Raw genomic sequence first — 16598 nt, 5'->3', positions numbered from 1 at the left:
ACGCCAACCTCGCGCCGCCACGGGGATCAATCGGCGGGACGGATGGCAGAGTGCCACGTTCGCCGCCCGAAATCAAAAAATGCGCGGCGGCCAGCCTGGCCTTGTCAGAAGGGATTCCAGGTCGAATCCGGCGTGAACTTCAGATAGCCGAGCGCAAGGCCGAGCCGCGCGCCGAGGCCCGCGCGTACGGGCATCACCACGACTTCCTCATTGTTGAGCGCCGTGAAGCCCAGGCCGCCGACGAGATAGGCTGACCCGTTGACGCCCGCGAAGCGGCGATAGATTCCGTCGACCTCGGGGAGGTTGTAGACGAGCATCATGGTGCGGTCGCCGTCGGCGCCGGCGTCGAGGCCGATCGATGGCCCCTGCCAGAAGACGCGCTTCTGTCCGGCGTTGCGCGTGAACATCGTCCCCTCGCCGTAGCGCACGCCGCCGACAAAGGCGCCGCCAGCCTCCTGGCCGAGAATATAGGCGTTGGGACGGCCCCATTGCTTATTGGCCTTCTCGATCCCTTCCGCGAGTCCGCGCGAGATGGAGCCGAAGAAGCGATGCCCGTTCTCGACGATCTCGCCGCTCGAATAGGTTTCGGGACGCGCGGCGCGCGCCGCACGGGGCAGGGCGACGCACGCCGCCGCGCCGGCCGCGAGACGGAAGAGATCGCGGCGGGAAGAAGAATGCGAAGCGCTCATGATCGCACGAACTCCAAAACGCAACAGGTAACGACGTTCGACGGTTCGGTCTCGATTGCGGCCGCCGCGCGGCGCCGCCGCGTCATGGTTGCGGCGGCGTTGCCGTCTTGCGTAAGATTCGCGCGGCGTCGTTAAGAAAGCGTTGCGCATGCTGGGTCGCCCCAGGCGACGAAAGCGCCGTTCCTGTAATGCTGCGCGATCTTGTTGTAGCGGAACAGGGCGCCGTCGGGGTCGAGCACCACGCCGCCCGCCGCGCGCAGGATGGCGTCGCCCGCCGCCGTGTCCCACTCCATCGTCGGCCCGAAGCGCGGATAGACGTCGGCGCGCCCTTCCGCAATGGCGCAGAATTTCAAGGACGAACCCGCCGAGACTCGGTCGGCGACGTTGAGCCGCGCGACGAAGGCCGCGGTCGCTTCGTCGAGATGCGACTTGGAGACCAGCGCGGTCATGCCCTGCGGCGGGGCTTTCCGCGTATGCAAGACGCGCCAGTCCTGCGAGGCGGGCAGGGCGCCGCCGGGCGCGGCGTCCGCAATGAAGCTCTCCTTTGCGCCGAACCAGACGCGGCCCATCGCCGGCGCGGAAATGGCGCCGGCGACCGGCGTCTCGCCGATGACGAGCGCGAGATTGACGGTGAATTCCGGACTGCGCGCGAGGAATTCGCGGGTCCCGTCGATGGGATCGATGAGAAGGAACGCGTCGCCGTGCTGTGCGTCCGCGCCGCGCGCGGACGCCTCCTCGGCGACGATCGGCACGCCGGGAAGGTCGCGCGCAAGCGCCTTCATCAGATGTTCCTCCACCCGCTCGTCGGCTTCCGTGACGGGCGATTTGTCGTTCTTGAGCTGCGCGGCGATCCGCGGCCGGTCCAGCACCTCCATCGCCAGGGCGCCGGCGCCGACGACGAGGCCGCCGAAGAGCTGCGCGAGTCGCTGGCGATCCGATCCGGCGGGCAATGTCCCGGTTTTTGCGGCGGTCATGGAGCGTCCTTTAGGTTTTGTTTACGACTACGGGCCGCGCAATTTGCAATCCGCGCGGTCGAGGTTACCTTTCGCGCAGACTGATTGCAGTGATTCGCGGGGCGCGCCCGCCGGTTCGCGTTGAACGAAATATGACGCGCCCCCTAACCAGATCGCGCTCTCGCGCGCCACCGGGATTGCCTCATGACCCAGTTCTCGCTCGACGCTCTCGATCTCGCGGCCCTGCTGTCGTCGCGAGTCTGCCACGACGTCATCTCCCCGGTCGGCGCGATCGTCAACGGCCTGGAGGTGCTGGAGGAAGAGAAGGACGCGGAGATGCGCGGCCATGCGCTGGCTCTTATCAAATCGAGCGCCAACGAGGCTTCGGCCCGCCTGCAGTTTTGCCGGCTCGCCTTTGGCGCCGCCGGCTCGAAGGGCGCCTCGATCGACACGGGCGACGCGGAGCTCGTCACCCGCCAGCTTCTCGCCGACGAGCGCACGCAGCTCAATTGGAGCGTGCCGCGCGTGCTGATGTCAAAGAACAAGGTGAAGCTGCTGCTCAATCTCTGCCTGCTCGCCGACGGCGCCATTCCGCGCGGCGGCGTGATTTCCATCTCCTCGACGGGGGAAGAGGACAAGATCGCCTTCAAAATCGAGGCGAAAGGGACCAATGCGCGCGTCGCCGCCAACATCCCGTCGCTGCTCGTCGGCGAGGCCGAGGACGCGTCGATGGACGCCCGCGCCATCCAGCCTTATTACGCCGGCCTCGTCGCCAAGGCTTGCGGCCTTGATGTCACCGTGACCTCGGAGCCGGAGCTGGTGACGATCGAAGCCAAGCCCGCCGAAGCGGCCGCCGCCAAGCCGGCCGATCAGCCGCGAAGCGCCGTGGCGTGACGGCAAAAGCGCATCAGGCTTAAAGCTGGCCAGACGGGATTTCGCTTATTTTAACCCGTCTTGCCCATAATCCGCGCGTTCGCTGCTTTTTGTGGCGAGGGGCGCGGCATGGACGACCTGCTCAAGGAATTTCTTCAGGAGGCGACAGAGCGCATCGACGCGACGTCGGTGGAGCTGTTGCGCTTCGAGAAGGATCAGGCGGATCCCGCGCTTGTTGCGAGCCTTCTTCGGCGCATCCATCCCGCCGCCGGCGCCGAAGCGCCCTCGTCCCTTCCCCAGGACTCGCATCTGACGACGCTGCCGGAACATGTCGGCCGCAAGCGCGCGCCCGCCGCCATCGCGCAGAGCCGCCATTTCGCCACTAAGGTACGCGGCGAGACGATCGGCGTCCGCGTCGATTGCGTGGAGACGATCCATCTCGTCAATCTGACGTATGCGCCGCCGGCTCCATGCGAGGTTGCGGGCTTGGCAAATCTGGGCGGGCGACTTTTGAGCGCCCTTTATCTCGACCGCTATCTCTGGCCGGATGAAGCGACGGCCCGCGCCCATGGTCTCGCCGCCGACATCGAGCATGGCGATGAGGAATACGCGCAGCTCGTGGAGGAGACGGAGGACGTCGTCGCCTGCAAGGAGCATGGCCGCGATCCCTACGCCTCCGAGCTCATGGCGGGCTGTTATCGATACAATGACGGATTTCCGTCCATTCTCGAAATCGACGCCATGCTGAGAAGAGTCGGAAAGTCGAGCGAAGCGTCGCTGCGCGACGGAAGGTCCAGCAACTTCAATAAAGGAGCAAGCTCATGAAACAGGTGCTCGTCGTCGACGACTCGGCCGTGATCCGCAAGGTCGCGCGCCGCATACTGGAGGGTCTGCATTTCCGCACGAGCGAAGCGCCGGACGGCAAGGCCGCGCTGGCGGAGTGCGAGAAGGGCATGCCCGACGCGATTCTGCTCGACTGGAACATGCCGGAGATGGACGGCTTCGAATTTCTCTGCGCGCTGCGCAGAATGCCGGGCGGCGCCGCGCCGAAGGTCGTCTTCTGCACGACGGAGAACGAGGTCGGCCACATCGCCCGCGCCATGCACGCCGGCGCGGACGAATACATCATGAAGCCGTTCGACCAGAATATCGTTCGCTCCAAGTTCGAGGAAATCGGCCTCGTCTGAGGCCGGTCTCCCCGCGGGGAGCGCGTGTCGAGTCGGTGGTTTTGAAGGCGTTTGCGCATGAGTCGGTCATTCGTGTCGGGGCGGATTTTTTCGCCATATGAAGCGTTGCGTTCTCCCACGGGGAGGGCGGGGGAATGAGTTTCACATTCGCACGTTTCCGCCGCCAGTTCGCCGCCCTGACAGGCATCGCGCTGGACGCTGGCAAGCTTTATCTCGCCGAAAGCCGTCTTGCGCCGGTCATGCGCGCGCACGGCCTTGCTGATCTCGCCGGGCTCGTCGCCGCTTTCGAGCGTCAGGACAATTCAATTCTGGTGCGGGACGTAATCGACGCCATGACGACGAATGAGACGCTCTTTTTCCGCGACCGGACGCCGTTCGAAAACTTCCGCGCTCAAATCCTGCCGGAGTTGATCGCGTCGCGCGCCAATGAGCGGCGCCTGCGGTTCTGGTGCGCAGCATGCTCGACCGGCCAGGAAGCCTATTCGCTGGCGATGATGCTGGATCAGGACGCGCGCGCCTTGCGCGGCTGGACGCTCGAGGTGCTCGCGACGGATCTGTCGACAGCGGCGATCGAGGCCGCGCGCGCCGGCAGCTATAGCCAGTTCGAAGTCCAGCGCGGTCTTTCGACGAGCCGGCTTCTACGCTATTTCCACCGCGAGGGCGAGAGCTGGCGCGTCAACGAGCATCTTCGCGCGCGTATCGATTTTCGCGACTTCAACCTGTTGTCCGATTATGCCGGGCTCGGCAGGTTCGACGTGATCTTCTGCCGCAACGTGCTGATGTATTTCGAGCCCGAGATAAAGCGCGCCGTGCTCGCGCGCCTCGGCCAGACGCTGAACGAAGGCGGATATCTCTTCCTCGGGGCCGCTGAGCCGGTAAACGAAGCCAATGCGCATTTCACGCAGGTGACGCAGGACGGCGTATGGCGCGCCCGCCGGCGCGCTCCGCCGCACTTGCGACTGGCGTGAACGCGGCTCTTCGTCATTGCGAGCGAAGCCAAGCAATCCAGCGCCGCGCTGTGAATCCTGTATTGCTTTGTCGCTTCGCTTGTCACAACGACAGTCGGGAGAGCAAAAAAGAAAAGACCACCTCGCGCTGAAGTGGCCTTTTTCGCGACGACGTGAATGAGGTTACGCGGTGATGCGCTCGTCGGCTTCGTTGGGCTCGCGCAGCACATAGCCGCGGCCCCAGACTGTCTCGATGTAATTGCGGCCGTCGCTCGCGTTGGCGAGCTTCTTGCGCAGCTTGCAGATGAAGACGTCGATGATCTTGAGCTCGGGTTCGTCCATGCCGCCATAGAGATGGTTGAGGAACATCTCCTTGGTCAGCGTCGTGCCCTTGCGCAGCGAGAGCAGCTCAAGCATCTGATATTCCTTGCCGGTCAGATGCACGCGGACGCCGCCGACCTCGACCGTTTTCTGGTCCAGATTGACGATGAGATCGCCGGTGGTGATGACCGACTGCGCATGGCCCTTGGAGCGGCGGACGATGGCGTGGATGCGGGCGACGAGTTCATCCTTGTGAAAGGGCTTGGTCAGATAGTCATCGGCGCCGAAGCCGAGACCCTTCACCTTGTCCTCGATGCCGGCGAGGCCCGAAAGGATGAGGATCGGCGTCTTGACCTTCGCGACGCGCAGCGTGCGCAACACCTCGTAGCCCGACATGTCGGGAAGATTCAGATCGAGAAGGATGATATCGTAATCGTAGAGCTTGCCGAGGTCGATGCCTTCCTCGCCGAGATCCGTCGTGTAGACGTTGAAATTCTCGGATTTGAGCATGAGCTCGATGCTCTGAGCCGTCGCGCTGTCGTCTTCGATCAATAAAACGCGCATGTTGGTTCCCCACCGAGCTCCATCGAATCATCCATAGGACGACGCGCGCCGCATCGGCTCGCATCCGCCGCGAACCATCGCTGGTCCCGCGACTCTTCCCGTCTAGTTTCGACGGTAAGCGGAATTGGTTAATAAACCTTCACTTGCGCCCGCAATGCGGCCCAAAGTCTTAATTTGGGCTGGAGCGGGGAACGCGCGACGCAACTTCAGAAGGCGTAGAGACCTGGCGCGAATCACGCGCCTTCTCCAATCTATACGCTTTCACGACTCCAGGGCGCAAAGGCAAAAATCTGCAATCGGACGCAAATCATTCTCGCGTCCGGCGCAACAGCGCTCCGCCGCGCAGGCCCGCGCATTCACGTCATGCGCTCAGCCGTCGCGGATTCGCCATTTTGGCGAAAGAATGATGCGTGAGGCGCCCGCCGCGCGCCGCCGTCCGGAAAGCCGGGCGTCATGCGCCGGCTCGCCTGTATCCGAGCGCCGGCTTTTCTCGTAAAAAGGGAGGAGCCGCCCCTTTTGCGAAGTCGGGTTGACCATGGATATTGGGATTCTCCGCCGGCCGCTGGCTTTGGCGTTTGTCGCGGCCGGCCTTGCCGGATGCAACACGACCCAGAGCGCCGTGCAGAATGCCGTGGCCTTCGCCACGCCATCTGAGCGCGAACCCCCGCCGCCCGCCATCGAGCCCCCGCCGCCCGCCATCGAGCCCGGGCCGGACCCGATCGCGCGCGCGCCGGTCGAGACCCTTCCGCTCGAGCCTCCGCCCAGAAGCGCCTCGCTCGGCTCGGACGCCGCCGAGCCGAAATACAGCGCGATCTACGGCGAGACGCGGGACGGCGAGCATATCGTCCCTGCTGTGAAGCTCAGCCAGATCAGCTCGCAATTCCTGCGCAAAAACGTGGCCTACGCCACCAAGGAGCCGCCGGGGACCGTCGTCGTGGATCCGTCCAACCACTTTCTTTACTTCGTCGAGGGCGGCGGCCGCGCGACGCGCTACGGCGTGGGCGTCGGCCGCGAGGGCTTCGTCTGGTCCGGGGACGCCACGATCAAGAACAAGCAGGAATGGCCGGACTGGTATCCGCCCAAGGAAATGGTCGAGCGTCGGCCCGACCTGAAGGCCAAGATGGTCAAGCTTCAGAGCGGCGAGGGGATGCATGGCGGCCCGTCAAACCCCCTCGGCGCCCGCGCCATGTATCTCTGGCAGGGCGACAAGGACACGCTGTTCCGCATCCACGGCACCAACGAGCCCTGGACCATCGGCCACAGCGAATCCTCGGGCTGCATCCGCATGATTAACCAGGACGCGATCGACCTTTATAACAAGGCCCAGCCCGGCGCCCGCGTGGTGGTGCTGGGCTCGCGCGGCTCGCAGTCGGTCGAGAAGCTGTCGCAGCGGTAAGGGATCAGGTTTCCGGCGCCCGCTTTCTTCGCTGCTCGGCGAAAACGCGCTGCCCGCAACATTGACTTAACGCGCGGCTTTCTCCTATATGCCTGCCGTCGGCGCCGCTCCAAATGGGGCGGCGAATGCTTTGTGGCGGCCGCTTTGGCGGACGCCGGAAGCGCCGTCCCCTTTCCGGCCTGGGCGCAAGCCGCGGCCAGTATTTTTGAAAAGACAGCGATTGCGGCGTCATGTCCGCGTCGCCCGCGGAGAAGAACGGTGAAAAGAACCTATCAACCCTCGAAAATCGTGCGCAAGCGCCGTCACGGCTTCCGCGCCCGCATGGCCACGGTCGGCGGCCGCAATGTGATTGCGGCGCGTCGCGCTCGTGGCCGCAAGCGCCTTTCGGCCTAAGGCTGCTTCCCAAGCGAATCGACGCAAAGGCGGACGCCCCCATGACGACGGACGCCCCCGCCGAAACGCAGAAAGCAGATAAGAAGCCGGCGCGCCTGCGCCGGCGCCAGGATTTCGTGCGTGCGTCGAAAGCCGGCGCGCGCTTTTCGGCGCGTCTGTTCACCGTTCAGATGGCGGGGCAGGGGGCGCCGGAAGAGGCGACCGCGACGGCCGACGCCCGCTTCGGCTTCACCGTCACGAAGAAGGTCGCGGGGGCCGTCGGGCGCAATCGCATCCGGCGCCGTCTGAAAGAGGCGCTCCGGATAAGCGGAGACCTTGGCGCGCGGCCGGGCCGCGACTACGTGTTTGTCGCCCGGCGGGGGGCGCTCGACGCGCCCTTCGCCGAAATCGTCACTCAAATGGCCGAAGGCTTCGCGCGGCTCGACGAGCGCCACGCCGCGAAAGCCCGGCGCAAACCAAAAGACAGGCCTGCTGCGTCATGAAGGAAAATACAAAAAACATGCTCATGGCCGCGGCGATGTCGCTGATTTTCATCGGCCTGTGGGACTATTTCTACGCCTTTCCCGAGATGGAGCGTCAGCGGCAGGCGCAGATCGAGCAGCAGCGCATGGCGAAGATTCCGAAGCTCGGCGCGCCCGACAAGGCCGGGGCCGGGGCCGGGGCCGGGGCCGGGGCCGTCGCGCCCGCGAAGCCGGCGGTTCTGTCCCGCGCCGAAGCGCTCGCTCTGAGCCCGCGCGTGACGATCGACACGCGCTCGCTCGCCGGCTCGATCGCGCTCAAGGGCGGTCGCATCGATGACGTGTCGCTGAAGGCCTATCATCAGACCGTCGACCCGGCGAGCCCGATCATCACGCTCCTCACGCCCGAGGACGCGCCGGGGGCCTATTACGCCGAGATGGGCTATCTGACCGGCGAGACCGAAAGCGCGCCGTCGCTGCCGACGACCGAGACGCTCTGGACCGCCGATTCCGACAGGCTTGCCCCCGGCAAGCCGGTGACGCTGACCTGGGATAACGGCCAGGGCCTCGTCTTCAAGCGCGCGATCTCCGTCGACGAGGAATATCTTTTCACGATCAAGGAGAGCGTCGAGAACAAGTCCGGCAGGCCGGTCACGCTCTACACCTTCTCGCGCGTCGCGCGCATCGGCCACCCGCCGTCGGCGGGCTATGCGGCCCTGCATGAGGGCTTTGTCGGCACGATCGGCGACGTCAGCCAGGAAGTGACCTACGACAAGATCGAAAAGGAGCCGAACTACACCAAGACTTTCAAGGGAATCGGCGGCTGGGTCGGCTTCACCGACAAATATTGGGGCGCCGTCGTCGCGCCCGAGCAGAACGCCGCTTTCGAAGCGCGCTACGTCGCAATGGGCGGCGCGACCAAGACCTATCAGGCCGACACGGTCAGCGAGCCGAAGACAGTCGAGCCCGGCGCGACGGCCGAGACGACGACCTACGTCTTCGCCGGCGCCAAGGAAGTCGACCTGCTCAACGCCTACGCCGCCAATCCAGGCCTGAAGCGCTTCGGCTATCTCATCGACTGGGGCTGGTTCTATTTCATCACTCAGCCGATGTTTAAGCTGATCGACTTCCTTTACAAGCTCTTCGGCAATTTCGGCGTCGCGATCCTCGCGGTCACGGTCATCGTGAAGCTCGCCTTCCTGCCACTCGCCAACAAGAGCTACCAGTCGATCGCCAAGATGAAGGAAATTCAGCCCAAGATCAAAGAGCTGAAGGAGAAATACGGCGACGACAAGCACGGCTTCAACATGGCGCAGATGGAGCTCTACAAGCGGGAGAAGGTGAATCCTGCGAGCGGCTGTCTGCCGGTGCTGCTGCAAATCCCGGTCTTCTTCTCGCTCTACAAGGTGCTCGTGGTGACGATCGAAATGCGCCACGCGCCGTTCTTCGGCTGGATCAAGGACCTTTCGGCGCCGGACCCGACCAACGTCTTCAACCTCTTCGGCGTGCTGCCTTTCGACCCGACCCATGCCGCCTTCATCGGCCCCTATCTGGCGCTCGGCGTCTGGCCGCTCGTCATGGGCGTGACCATGTGGCTGCAAATGAAGATGAATCCAGAGCCGACGGATGAAATCCAGAAAACCATGTTCGCCTGGATGCCGGTAATGTTCACCTTCACCATGGGCAGCTTCGCCTCGGGCCTCATCATCTACTGGTCATGGAACAATCTCCTCTCCATCATCCAGCAGGGCATCATCATGAAGCGCGCCGGCGTAAAGTTCGAATTGTGGGACAATCTCCGCAAATCCTTCGGGCTGGCGTGAGACAAGGGCGATCGGGCTTCGGCGGTCGGCAGTCGGTTGGCCGCCGATTGCCGACCGCCGGCTGCCGACTGCCATGACCGACTTCCTCGAAGACGGCCGGCGCCTTTTCGCCGGCCCGTGCGACTTCATCTTCGCGAGCGCGACGGCCGGCGATCTGCCGCCGCTCGGACCTCCCGAAATCGCCTTCGCCGGCCGTTCCAATGTTGGCAAATCGTCGCTCCTCAACGCGCTCACCAACCGCAAGACGCTCGCCCGCGTCTCGCATACGCCCGGCCGCACGCAGCAACTCAATTTCTTCGCGCTCGGCGGTCAGCCCGGCGCTGAACGGCTCCGCCTCGTCGATATGCCCGGCTATGGCTATGCGGCGGTCGGCAAGGAGAAGGTCGCGAACTGGGGCGCGCTGATGCGCGACTATCTGCGAGGCCGCGCCGCGCTGGTCCGCGTCTTCGTCCTGATCGACGCGCGCCGTGGTCTGAAGCCGGTCGACGCGGACATGCTTGATCTCCTCGATCAGTCGGCCGTCTCCTATCAGATCGTACTGACAAAGCATGACGAGGTGAAAGTCGCTGAGCGCGCTTCCGTGGTCGCCGCGACGATGGAGGCGCTCGCGAAGCGCCCGGCCGCATATCCGGAGATCGTCTTCACTTCCTCGCATACGGGGGAGGGGATTCCCGCATTGCGCGGCGCGGTGGCGCGCTTATTGGCGGAGCGCGGGCCTTGAATATGTCGAGCGGTTGGCGCTAATTCGCGCTTACCCCCACCCCAGCCCTTTCCCGTTTAGAGGGAGAGGGAGCAGATTCGGGGCTTGTCGGCCGTGCTGGAAAGCTGGTCGTGAGCGCGCTCCTCTCCCAAAACGGGGGAAGGACCGGGAGGGGGCGTGACCAGCGCCAACGATCAGGATTTCCCATGACCGACACCGCCGAAAGCGCGCTCGCCCAAGCCCGCATCCTCATGCAGGCGCTGCCGCATATGCTGCGCTACGACGACGCCATCGTCGTGGTGAAATATGGCGGCCACGCCATGGGCGATGACGAGGTCGCGCGCAACTTCTCGCGCGATATGGTGCTGCTCGAACAATCGGGCGTGAACCCGGTCGTGGTGCATGGCGGCGGCCCGCAGATCGGCGCCATGCTCAATCGGCTGGGGGTCGAGTCGAAATTCGCGGACGGGCTGCGCGTCACGGACGGCGAGACCATGGGCATCGTCGAAATGGTGCTGGCGGGCGCGATCAACAAGCAGATCGTCGGCCACATCAATTCCGAAGGGGGCCGCGCCATCGGCCTCACCGGCAAGGACGGCCGTCTGTTGACGGCCAAGAAGCTGGAGCGTCCCGACGGCGTCGACCTCGGCTATGTGGGCGAACCCGACAGGGTCGACACGACCGTGCTGGACCAGGTGCTCGGCCGCGAACTGATTCCCGTGCTTGCGCCGGTCGCGCAGGGGCCGGGCGGCGCGAGCTTCAACATCAACGCCGACACATTCGCCGGCGCCATCGCCGGCGCCCTCGGCGCCAAGCGCCTCCTGTTTCTGACCGACGTGCCCGGCGTGCTCGACAAGAACAAGGAGCTGATCCGCGAATTGAGGGTCGCCGACATTCCCGGGCTCATCGCCGACGGCGTCATCACGGGCGGCATGATCCCCAAGGTCGAGACCTGCATGTACGCCATCGAGCGCGGCGTGGAGGGCGTCGTCATTCTCGACGGCAAACTGCCGCATGCGGTGCTGATCGAATTGCTGACCGATCACGGCGCCGGCACGCTGATTACGCGGTGATGAGAAGGCGGCTCCTTATTCCCTCTCCCCGCAGGCCCCCGCGCGCGGGGAAAGGGCTAGGGTGAGGCTCGTCGCGTATGGCAAAGAATCGAGCGGCTTCATGACCAAGGGCTTCGCCCCTCACCCTAACCCTCTCCCCGCGGGCGCGGAGAAGGGACTAGGCGCGCGCTTCTCGCACATCGACACATGGGTGTTCGATCTCGACAACACGCTCTATCCGCAGACGGCCGATCTCTGGCCCAAGATCGACGCGCGCATCACGCTCTTCATGATGCGGCTCTTCGGCCTGGACGCCATTTCGTTACGGGCGCTGCAGAAGCATTATTATCTGCGCTACGGGACGACGCTGCGTGGATTGATGATCGAGCATGGCGTCGATGCGGAATATTATCTCGAATATGTCCACGACATCGACCGATCGTCGCTGACGCATAATCATTCGCTGGCCGAGGCCATCGCCGCGCTGCCGGGTCGCAAGCTGATCCTGACCAACGGCTCGCGCCATCATGCGGTCGCCACGGCGAAACAGCTCGGGATCGATCATCTTTTCGAAGACATATTCGACATCATCGCAGCCGATTTCATCGCAAAGCCGGAGGAAGCCGCCTATGAGCGCTTTTTCGACCGGCTGAAAGTCGACCCAGGGCGCTCCGCGCTCTTCGAGGACTTGCCGCGCAATCTTGTCGTGCCGCACCGGCGCGGGATGACGACGGTGCTGGTGCTCCCCGCCGCGGGAGAAGCGGTAGAGCGCGAGGCCTGGGAGATCCCGAGCGGCGACGAGCCGCATATCGATTTTGCGACGGATGACCTCGTTGCGTTCATGGAAAGCATACGTTTGTAGCCGCGAAGCGTCATCCAGGCGGCACGAAAACGACATCCGGCTGTTATGTGGCGACCGTAATTGGCCTTCGCCATTCCGGGCGACGATCGCATGCGCCCCGAAGGCTGACAAATTGGGGGGCACATGAAACGGATGCTATCGGGCGCGCTGCTTGCCGCGCTGTCTTTCTCCTGTTCGCCGGCTTGCGCGGACCAGGACATTTTCGGCGACGATGGGGAGAAGCGTATCGTCATCGCCGCCTTCGGCGACTGGCCCTATAACACCAACCTGCTGAACGCCGCGCCGCGGCTGATCGAATCGGTCAATTCGGACAAGGAGGTGAGCCTTGTCCTGCATGTGGGCGACATTCACTCCGGCAGCATGCCTTGCACGAGCGCCGGCATCCTTCCGACGCTCCCGGACGCGAATCCTGGCTGGAACCAGGCGATTTTCGCGAATTTCCAAAAATTCCAGGCTCCCTTCGTTTACACGCCGGGCGACAATGAGTGGACCGACTGCCACAAAACGAAGGAGCTCAAGAGCGGCGACCCGCTCAAGGAACTCGCGAACGTTCGCAGCCTGTTTTTCTCGCGGCCGGGGCACACGCTCGGCCTCACGGACAAGCTGGTCTATAGCCAGGCCCAGCATTTCGATCCTCAGCATCCGACCGACGCCGACTATGTCGAAAACGTGTTGTGGCGGGACGGAAAGACGGTCTTCGTGACCCTGAATATGCCCGGCTCCAACAACGATACGCTCGCCTGGACGAACGGCTTTGAAAATGTGCCCGCGCATAGCGCCGAAATCGCGCACCGCACCGACGCGGACATTCGCTGGCTGCAGGCGGCCTTCCAATATGCCGCGCAGGCTCATGCGAAGGCGATGGTGATCGGCCTGCAGGCCGACATGTGGGATCCCGCGGCTCTCCTGCCGGGCGGCGACGGCCTCTCCGCCTACACGCCCTTCGTGCGGGAGCTTGCGCGTTTGGCCATCGCCTTCGGCCGCCCTGTCCTGCTCATCAACGGCGACTCGCATCTTTACGGCGCCGATCAGCCGCTCGCGGACCCCATGAGCGCGACCGGCCAGATCCACGGCGCGCCGCCAGTCCCCAATCTGACGCGGATCACCGTTGAGGGTTCGACCAATGTGCCCGCCGAGTGGCTGCGCCTGACGATCGACACGCGCACGCCTAAAGTGTTCGGCTGGACCAACGTGGTCTATTGCGCCGACCCGACGGCAGGCTGCCCTTAATCGGGGTTAGGTTCGCCATCCCTTTCTGGTGAAATCCGATCCGCGCCTGATTTCAGGCGCGGATTTTTTTGCGCCGCGCCGGCGCCGGGTCCGCGCGCTCCCTCAGGCGTGGCGGAGACCCTCCCCCGGTTGACTCCCCTCGCCAGACCCCTACAAACCCGGCTCAGACTTCACACATTACGGGACGCTCATGCCGCACACGGGACTCGAGACCCTCATCACCGCCGCCTTCGAGGATCGCGCTAATATCAATACGGAGACTCAGGGCGACATACGCCGCGCCGTCGACAGCGCGCTGCGCCTGCTCGACTCCGGCAAGCTGCGCGTCGCCGAGAAGATCGAGGGCAAGGAGGGCCCGGAGAGTTGGAAGGTCAATCAGTGGCTCAAAAAGGCCGTGCTGCTCTCCTTCCGCCTCAACGACATGACGGTCATTGCGGGCGGCCCCGGCGGCGCCACCTGGTGGGACAAGGTTCCGTCGAAATTCGTGGGCTGGGGCGCTGGAGAGCATAGCGCCGCGGGCTTCCGCTCCGTGCCGGGCGCCATCGTGCGCCATTCGGCCCATGTCGCGCCGGGCGCGATCCTCATGCCGTCTTTCGTCAATCTCGGCGCCTATGTCGATGCGGGGACCATGGTCGACACCTGGGTGACGGTCGGCTCCTGCGCGCAGATTGGCAAGAACGTGCACCTCTCCGGCGGCGTCGGCATTGGCGGCGTGCTGGAGCCGCTGCAGGCGAATCCGACCATCATTGAGGACGACTGTTTCATCGGCGCGCGCTCGGAAGTCGTCGAGGGCGTGGTCGTCGGCAAGGGCTCGGTGCTCTCCATGGGCGTCTTCATCGGCGCCTCGACCAAGATCGTGGACCGCGCCTCCGGCAGGATCTATGTGGGGCATGTGCCGCCTTATTCCGTCGTGGTTTCCGGCAACCTGCCCGGCAAGCCTCTTCCCAATGGCGAGCCCGGCCCCTCGCTCTATTGCGCCGTGATCGTGAAGACGGTCGACGCGCAGACGCGCTCCAAGACCGGCATCAATGAGCTTCTGAGGGACTGATGGCCATCGACGCCGAGCGCATCCGCTTCCTCTACCGCACCGAGCAGGGGCGGATCGATCGCGCCGCCTGGGCGTGGGGCGTGGGCGCGCTCGCCTGGGTCATCGCGCCCTTCGCGGTCATTTGGCTGTTTCTCTCGCCCTATACCGCGCATGATCTCGCGAAAGACCCGTTTTTCGTTCCGATGACGGCCCTTGCCTACGCCTTCGTCCTTCTCTACGCCTTTGTCATCTTGATCGTGGCGGTGAGCTATGTGAATCTCTCCGCCAAGCGCTTCCGGGACATTGGCTGGGAATGGCCGGTCGCGCTCGCCGGCCTGGCGCCGCTCGTCGCCTTGATCGACGGCGCGACGCGCTGGTTGCAGCCGCGCGTGGCGGAGGTCATGCCGATCTACTGGGTGTGGGGGGTGGACGCGGTGTTGCTCGGCGTGATTGCGTGGACGGTCTACGAGCTGGGGTTCAGGGAGAGCCGCGAGGTTTGAGCTTGCTTGACAAAGGCGGTCGATGGGCGAATTTTCTTCCATGGCCAGACTCATCCAAATTGACGCGCAGTGGGACGATAACGCCCATGTCTGGATCGCCGCCAGCCGGGATGCGTCTGGCTTGGTGGTTGAGGCCGAGTCCTGGCAGGCCATGATCGACGAAGTCCGCGCCGTTCTACCCGAACTGCTCGACCTGAACGACGGGTTCGGTGGCGACGTCTCCTTGACTTTCAAGGCTGGGACGCGTCTGGCTCTTGCCGCCGGCTGATGGCGGACCTTTATCCGCAGCTTGTCGCGCCGCTGCTCGCGGCGGGGCGCCGGAGGGCAAGGCCCGGGAAGGGCAGCCAAGAAATCCGGCATAGTCCCGTCACCGGCCGAAACTTCTCATTGCCGCGCACGACCAAGTCGCGCCATACCGCGAATGAAGTCTTGAAACAGGCCGGTCTGCCGAAGGCTTTCTAACCATGTCGCTCTCTCCCGCCGTCTCCCTCACGCGCGATCTCATCCGCTGCCCCTCGGTCACGCCTGCAGACGCCGGCGCGCTCGATGTCGTCGAAGGCGCGCTGAAGGCCGTGGGCTTCGAGACGCACCGGCTTCTCTTCACCGAACCCGGCACGCCGGACGTGGACAATCTCTTCGCCACCATCGGCTCGGGCGCGCCGCATCTCGTCTTCGCGGGCCATACCGACGTTGTGCCGGCGGGCGACCTCGCGCGCTGGCGTTGTGATCCATTCGAGCCGGAGATAGCGAACGGCGTTCTTTACGGCCGCGGCGCTAGCGACATGAAGGGCGCGATCGCCGCCTTCATGGCCGCGACGGCGAGCTATATCGAGCGCCATGGCGCGCCGAAGGGGACGCTCTCCTTCCTCTTGACCGGCGACGAGGAAGGCCCGTCGATCAACGGCACGGCGAAGATGCTCGACTGGGCGCGCGCGCGGGGCGTGAAATTCGACCACGCCATTGTCGGCGAGCCCACGAACGTCAATGCGCTGGGCGATACAATCAAGATCGGCCGGCGCGGCTCGCTCAACGGTAGGATAAGCGTCATCGGCAAGCAGGGCCACGTCGCCTATCCGCATCGCGCCGAAAATCCTGTGCCGGTGATTGCGCGGATCGTCGCGGCGCTTTCGGACTACGAATTCGACAAGGGCACGGCGCATTTCGATCGCACCAATCTGGAGGTCTCGTCGATCGACGTCGGCAATCCGGCGGTGAACGTGATCCCGGCCGAAGCGCGCGCGCAATTCAATGTGCGCTTCAACGACGCCTGGACTCTGGAGACGCTGCGCGAGCGCATCGCGGCCATTGTGAAGAAGGCGGCGGGCGCAGCGAAAGTCGACCTCGTATTTTTGCCGAGCAACGCCGTGTCGTTTCTCACCGAACCCGGCGAATTCACCTCGCTCGTGTCGAACGCAGTGAAGGACGTGACCGGTTTGACGCCGGAGCTTTCCACGAGTGGCGGCACTTCGGATGCGCGGTTCATCACGCGCGACTGCCCCGTCGTCGAATTCGGCCTCACCAATGAGACGATCCACGCCGTCGACGAGAATGCGCGCGTCGCCGATATCGACGCGCTGACGGCGGTGTATGAAAGGATTTTGGAGGCTTATTTCGCGGGGTGAG

General features: G+C 64.5%; 19 protein-coding genes. 16 read left to right on the top strand and 3 right to left on the bottom strand.

Features of this window, described 5'->3' with window-relative positions:
• Positions 1 to 104: 104 nt before the first annotated feature.
• On the bottom strand, positions 105 to 689 hold the full coding sequence (locus ACNHKD_RS16460) for a DUF1134 domain-containing protein (protein ID WP_442754564.1): 585 nt from the start codon (positions 687 to 689) through the stop codon (positions 105 to 107).
• A gap of 131 nt (positions 690 to 820) precedes the next feature.
• Positions 821 to 1663, bottom strand: a complete 843-nt coding sequence (gene cysQ / locus ACNHKD_RS16455) for a 3'(2'),5'-bisphosphate nucleotidase CysQ (RefSeq protein ID WP_442754563.1) — start codon at positions 1661 to 1663, stop codon at positions 821 to 823.
• A 183-nt stretch (positions 1664 to 1846) separates the two neighbouring features.
• Here cysQ and chpT point away from each other — a divergent pair, with 183 nt between their 5' ends.
• From chpT to ACNHKD_RS16435, 4 genes are all read left to right on the top strand, one after another.
• On the top strand, positions 1847 to 2536 hold the full coding sequence (chpT, locus tag ACNHKD_RS16450; RefSeq protein ID WP_442754562.1) for a histidine phosphotransferase ChpT: 690 nt from the start codon (positions 1847 to 1849) through the stop codon (positions 2534 to 2536).
• Between the two features lie 108 nt (positions 2537 to 2644).
• On the top strand, positions 2645 to 3340 hold the full coding sequence (locus ACNHKD_RS16445; RefSeq protein ID WP_442754561.1) for a chemotaxis protein CheW: 696 nt from the start codon (positions 2645 to 2647) through the stop codon (positions 3338 to 3340).
• Entirely contained in the window at positions 3337 to 3702 is a 366-nt protein-coding gene (locus tag ACNHKD_RS16440) for a response regulator (protein WP_424361577.1), read from the top strand. Before ACNHKD_RS16445 ends, ACNHKD_RS16440 begins: the two co-directional genes overlap by 4 nt.
• A 134-nt stretch (positions 3703 to 3836) precedes the next feature.
• The gene (locus ACNHKD_RS16435) at positions 3837 to 4670 is read left to right on the top strand and encodes a CheR family methyltransferase (RefSeq protein ID WP_442754560.1); all 834 of its coding nucleotides are present in this window, start codon (positions 3837 to 3839) and stop codon (positions 4668 to 4670) included.
• A 162-nt stretch (positions 4671 to 4832) separates the two neighbouring features.
• On the opposite strand, the gene ctrA is transcribed toward ACNHKD_RS16435, so the two are convergent.
• Entirely contained in the window at positions 4833 to 5534 is a 702-nt protein-coding gene (gene ctrA / locus ACNHKD_RS16430) for a response regulator transcription factor CtrA (RefSeq protein ID WP_442754559.1), read from the bottom strand.
• Between the two features lie 535 nt (positions 5535 to 6069).
• Between ctrA and ACNHKD_RS16425 the strand changes: the two genes are divergently transcribed.
• The 12 genes from ACNHKD_RS16425 (at position 6070) to dapE (ending at position 16597) form a co-directional block, all read left to right on the top strand.
• Positions 6070 to 6930, top strand: coding sequence for a L,D-transpeptidase (locus ACNHKD_RS16425; protein ID WP_442756921.1), 861 nt, complete (start codon positions 6070 to 6072; stop codon positions 6928 to 6930).
• A gap of 258 nt (positions 6931 to 7188) precedes the next feature.
• Complete coding sequence (gene rpmH / locus ACNHKD_RS16420; protein ID WP_116638084.1) at positions 7189 to 7323, top strand: 50S ribosomal protein L34; 135 nt, start codon at positions 7189 to 7191, stop codon at positions 7321 to 7323.
• Positions 7324 to 7364: 41 nt separating this feature from the next.
• The gene (gene rnpA, locus ACNHKD_RS16415) at positions 7365 to 7805 is read left to right on the top strand and encodes a ribonuclease P protein component (RefSeq protein ID WP_442754558.1); all 441 of its coding nucleotides are present in this window, start codon (positions 7365 to 7367) and stop codon (positions 7803 to 7805) included.
• Positions 7802 to 9604 carry a membrane protein insertase YidC gene (gene yidC, locus ACNHKD_RS16410; RefSeq protein ID WP_442754557.1) on the top strand — a complete coding sequence of 601 codons (1803 nt, stop codon included), beginning with the start codon at positions 7802 to 7804 and terminating at the stop codon, positions 9602 to 9604. The genes rnpA and yidC overlap by 4 nt, the downstream gene beginning before the upstream one ends.
• A 73-nt stretch (positions 9605 to 9677) precedes the next feature.
• A complete protein-coding gene (yihA, locus tag ACNHKD_RS16405; protein WP_442754556.1) occupies positions 9678 to 10325 on the top strand; it encodes a ribosome biogenesis GTP-binding protein YihA/YsxC in 648 nt (215 codons plus the stop codon).
• A 185-nt stretch (positions 10326 to 10510) separates the two neighbouring features.
• Positions 10511 to 11377 carry an acetylglutamate kinase gene (gene argB / locus ACNHKD_RS16400; protein ID WP_442754555.1) on the top strand — a complete coding sequence of 289 codons (867 nt, stop codon included), beginning with the start codon at positions 10511 to 10513 and terminating at the stop codon, positions 11375 to 11377.
• A gap of 61 nt (positions 11378 to 11438) precedes the next feature.
• Positions 11439 to 12218, top strand: coding sequence for a pyrimidine 5'-nucleotidase (locus ACNHKD_RS16395; RefSeq protein ID WP_442754554.1), 780 nt, complete (start codon positions 11439 to 11441; stop codon positions 12216 to 12218).
• Positions 12219 to 12341: 123 nt separating this feature from the next.
• The gene (locus ACNHKD_RS16390; RefSeq protein WP_442754553.1) at positions 12342 to 13448 is read left to right on the top strand and encodes a metallophosphoesterase; all 1107 of its coding nucleotides are present in this window, start codon (positions 12342 to 12344) and stop codon (positions 13446 to 13448) included.
• Between the two features lie 190 nt (positions 13449 to 13638).
• Positions 13639 to 14496 (top strand): 2,3,4,5-tetrahydropyridine-2,6-dicarboxylate N-succinyltransferase, encoded by an 858-nt coding sequence (gene dapD / locus ACNHKD_RS16385; protein WP_442754552.1) that lies wholly within the window; start codon positions 13639 to 13641, stop codon positions 14494 to 14496.
• Positions 14496 to 14975, top strand: a complete 480-nt coding sequence (locus ACNHKD_RS16380) for a DUF805 domain-containing protein (RefSeq protein ID WP_442754551.1) — start codon at positions 14496 to 14498, stop codon at positions 14973 to 14975. Before dapD ends, ACNHKD_RS16380 begins: the two co-directional genes overlap by 1 nt.
• A 40-nt stretch (positions 14976 to 15015) precedes the next feature.
• A complete protein-coding gene (locus ACNHKD_RS16375; protein WP_442754550.1) occupies positions 15016 to 15243 on the top strand; it encodes a DUF1902 domain-containing protein in 228 nt (75 codons plus the stop codon).
• A gap of 196 nt (positions 15244 to 15439) precedes the next feature.
• Positions 15440 to 16597, top strand: a complete 1158-nt coding sequence (gene dapE / locus ACNHKD_RS16370) for a succinyl-diaminopimelate desuccinylase (RefSeq protein ID WP_442754549.1) — start codon at positions 15440 to 15442, stop codon at positions 16595 to 16597.
• Position 16598 lies beyond the last annotated feature (1 nt).

The organism is Methylocystis sp. JAN1, assembly GCF_052186135.1.
Lineage (GTDB): Bacteria > Pseudomonadota > Alphaproteobacteria > Rhizobiales > Beijerinckiaceae > Methylocystis.
Note: the sequence above shows the minus strand (reverse complement) of the source record. Positions and strands in the feature narration are given on the sequence as shown.

What these genes read in the sequence shown, in the direction of transcription:
- ACNHKD_RS16390 (WP_442754553.1), top strand. Translation starts at nt 12,342, where the DNA reads ATGAAACGGATGCTATCGGGCGCGCTGCTTGCCGCGCTGTCTTTCTCC.
- ctrA (WP_442754559.1), bottom strand. Translation starts at nt 5,534, where the DNA reads ATGCGCGTTTTATTGATCGAAGACGACAGCGCGACGGCTCAGAGCATC.
- ACNHKD_RS16460 (WP_442754564.1), bottom strand. Translation starts at nt 689, where the DNA reads ATGAGCGCTTCGCATTCTTCTTCCCGCCGCGATCTCTTCCGTCTCGCG.
- rnpA (WP_442754558.1), top strand. Translation starts at nt 7,365, where the DNA reads ATGACGACGGACGCCCCCGCCGAAACGCAGAAAGCAGATAAGAAGCCG.
- ACNHKD_RS16445 (WP_442754561.1), top strand. Translation starts at nt 2,645, where the DNA reads ATGGACGACCTGCTCAAGGAATTTCTTCAGGAGGCGACAGAGCGCATC.
- dapD (WP_442754552.1), top strand. Translation starts at nt 13,639, where the DNA reads ATGCCGCACACGGGACTCGAGACCCTCATCACCGCCGCCTTCGAGGAT.
- dapE (WP_442754549.1), top strand. Translation starts at nt 15,440, where the DNA reads ATGTCGCTCTCTCCCGCCGTCTCCCTCACGCGCGATCTCATCCGCTGC.
- yihA (WP_442754556.1), top strand. Translation starts at nt 9,678, where the DNA reads ATGACCGACTTCCTCGAAGACGGCCGGCGCCTTTTCGCCGGCCCGTGC.
- argB (WP_442754555.1), top strand. Translation starts at nt 10,511, where the DNA reads ATGACCGACACCGCCGAAAGCGCGCTCGCCCAAGCCCGCATCCTCATG.
- ACNHKD_RS16435 (WP_442754560.1), top strand. Translation starts at nt 3,837, where the DNA reads ATGAGTTTCACATTCGCACGTTTCCGCCGCCAGTTCGCCGCCCTGACA.
- chpT (WP_442754562.1), top strand. Translation starts at nt 1,847, where the DNA reads ATGACCCAGTTCTCGCTCGACGCTCTCGATCTCGCGGCCCTGCTGTCG.
- cysQ (WP_442754563.1), bottom strand. Translation starts at nt 1,663, where the DNA reads ATGACCGCCGCAAAAACCGGGACATTGCCCGCCGGATCGGATCGCCAG.
- ACNHKD_RS16380 (WP_442754551.1), top strand. Translation starts at nt 14,496, where the DNA reads ATGGCCATCGACGCCGAGCGCATCCGCTTCCTCTACCGCACCGAGCAG.
- ACNHKD_RS16440 (WP_424361577.1), top strand. Translation starts at nt 3,337, where the DNA reads ATGAAACAGGTGCTCGTCGTCGACGACTCGGCCGTGATCCGCAAGGTC.
- yidC (WP_442754557.1), top strand. Translation starts at nt 7,802, where the DNA reads ATGAAGGAAAATACAAAAAACATGCTCATGGCCGCGGCGATGTCGCTG.
- ACNHKD_RS16375 (WP_442754550.1), top strand. Translation starts at nt 15,016, where the DNA reads ATGGCCAGACTCATCCAAATTGACGCGCAGTGGGACGATAACGCCCAT.
- ACNHKD_RS16425 (WP_442756921.1), top strand. Translation starts at nt 6,070, where the DNA reads ATGGATATTGGGATTCTCCGCCGGCCGCTGGCTTTGGCGTTTGTCGCG.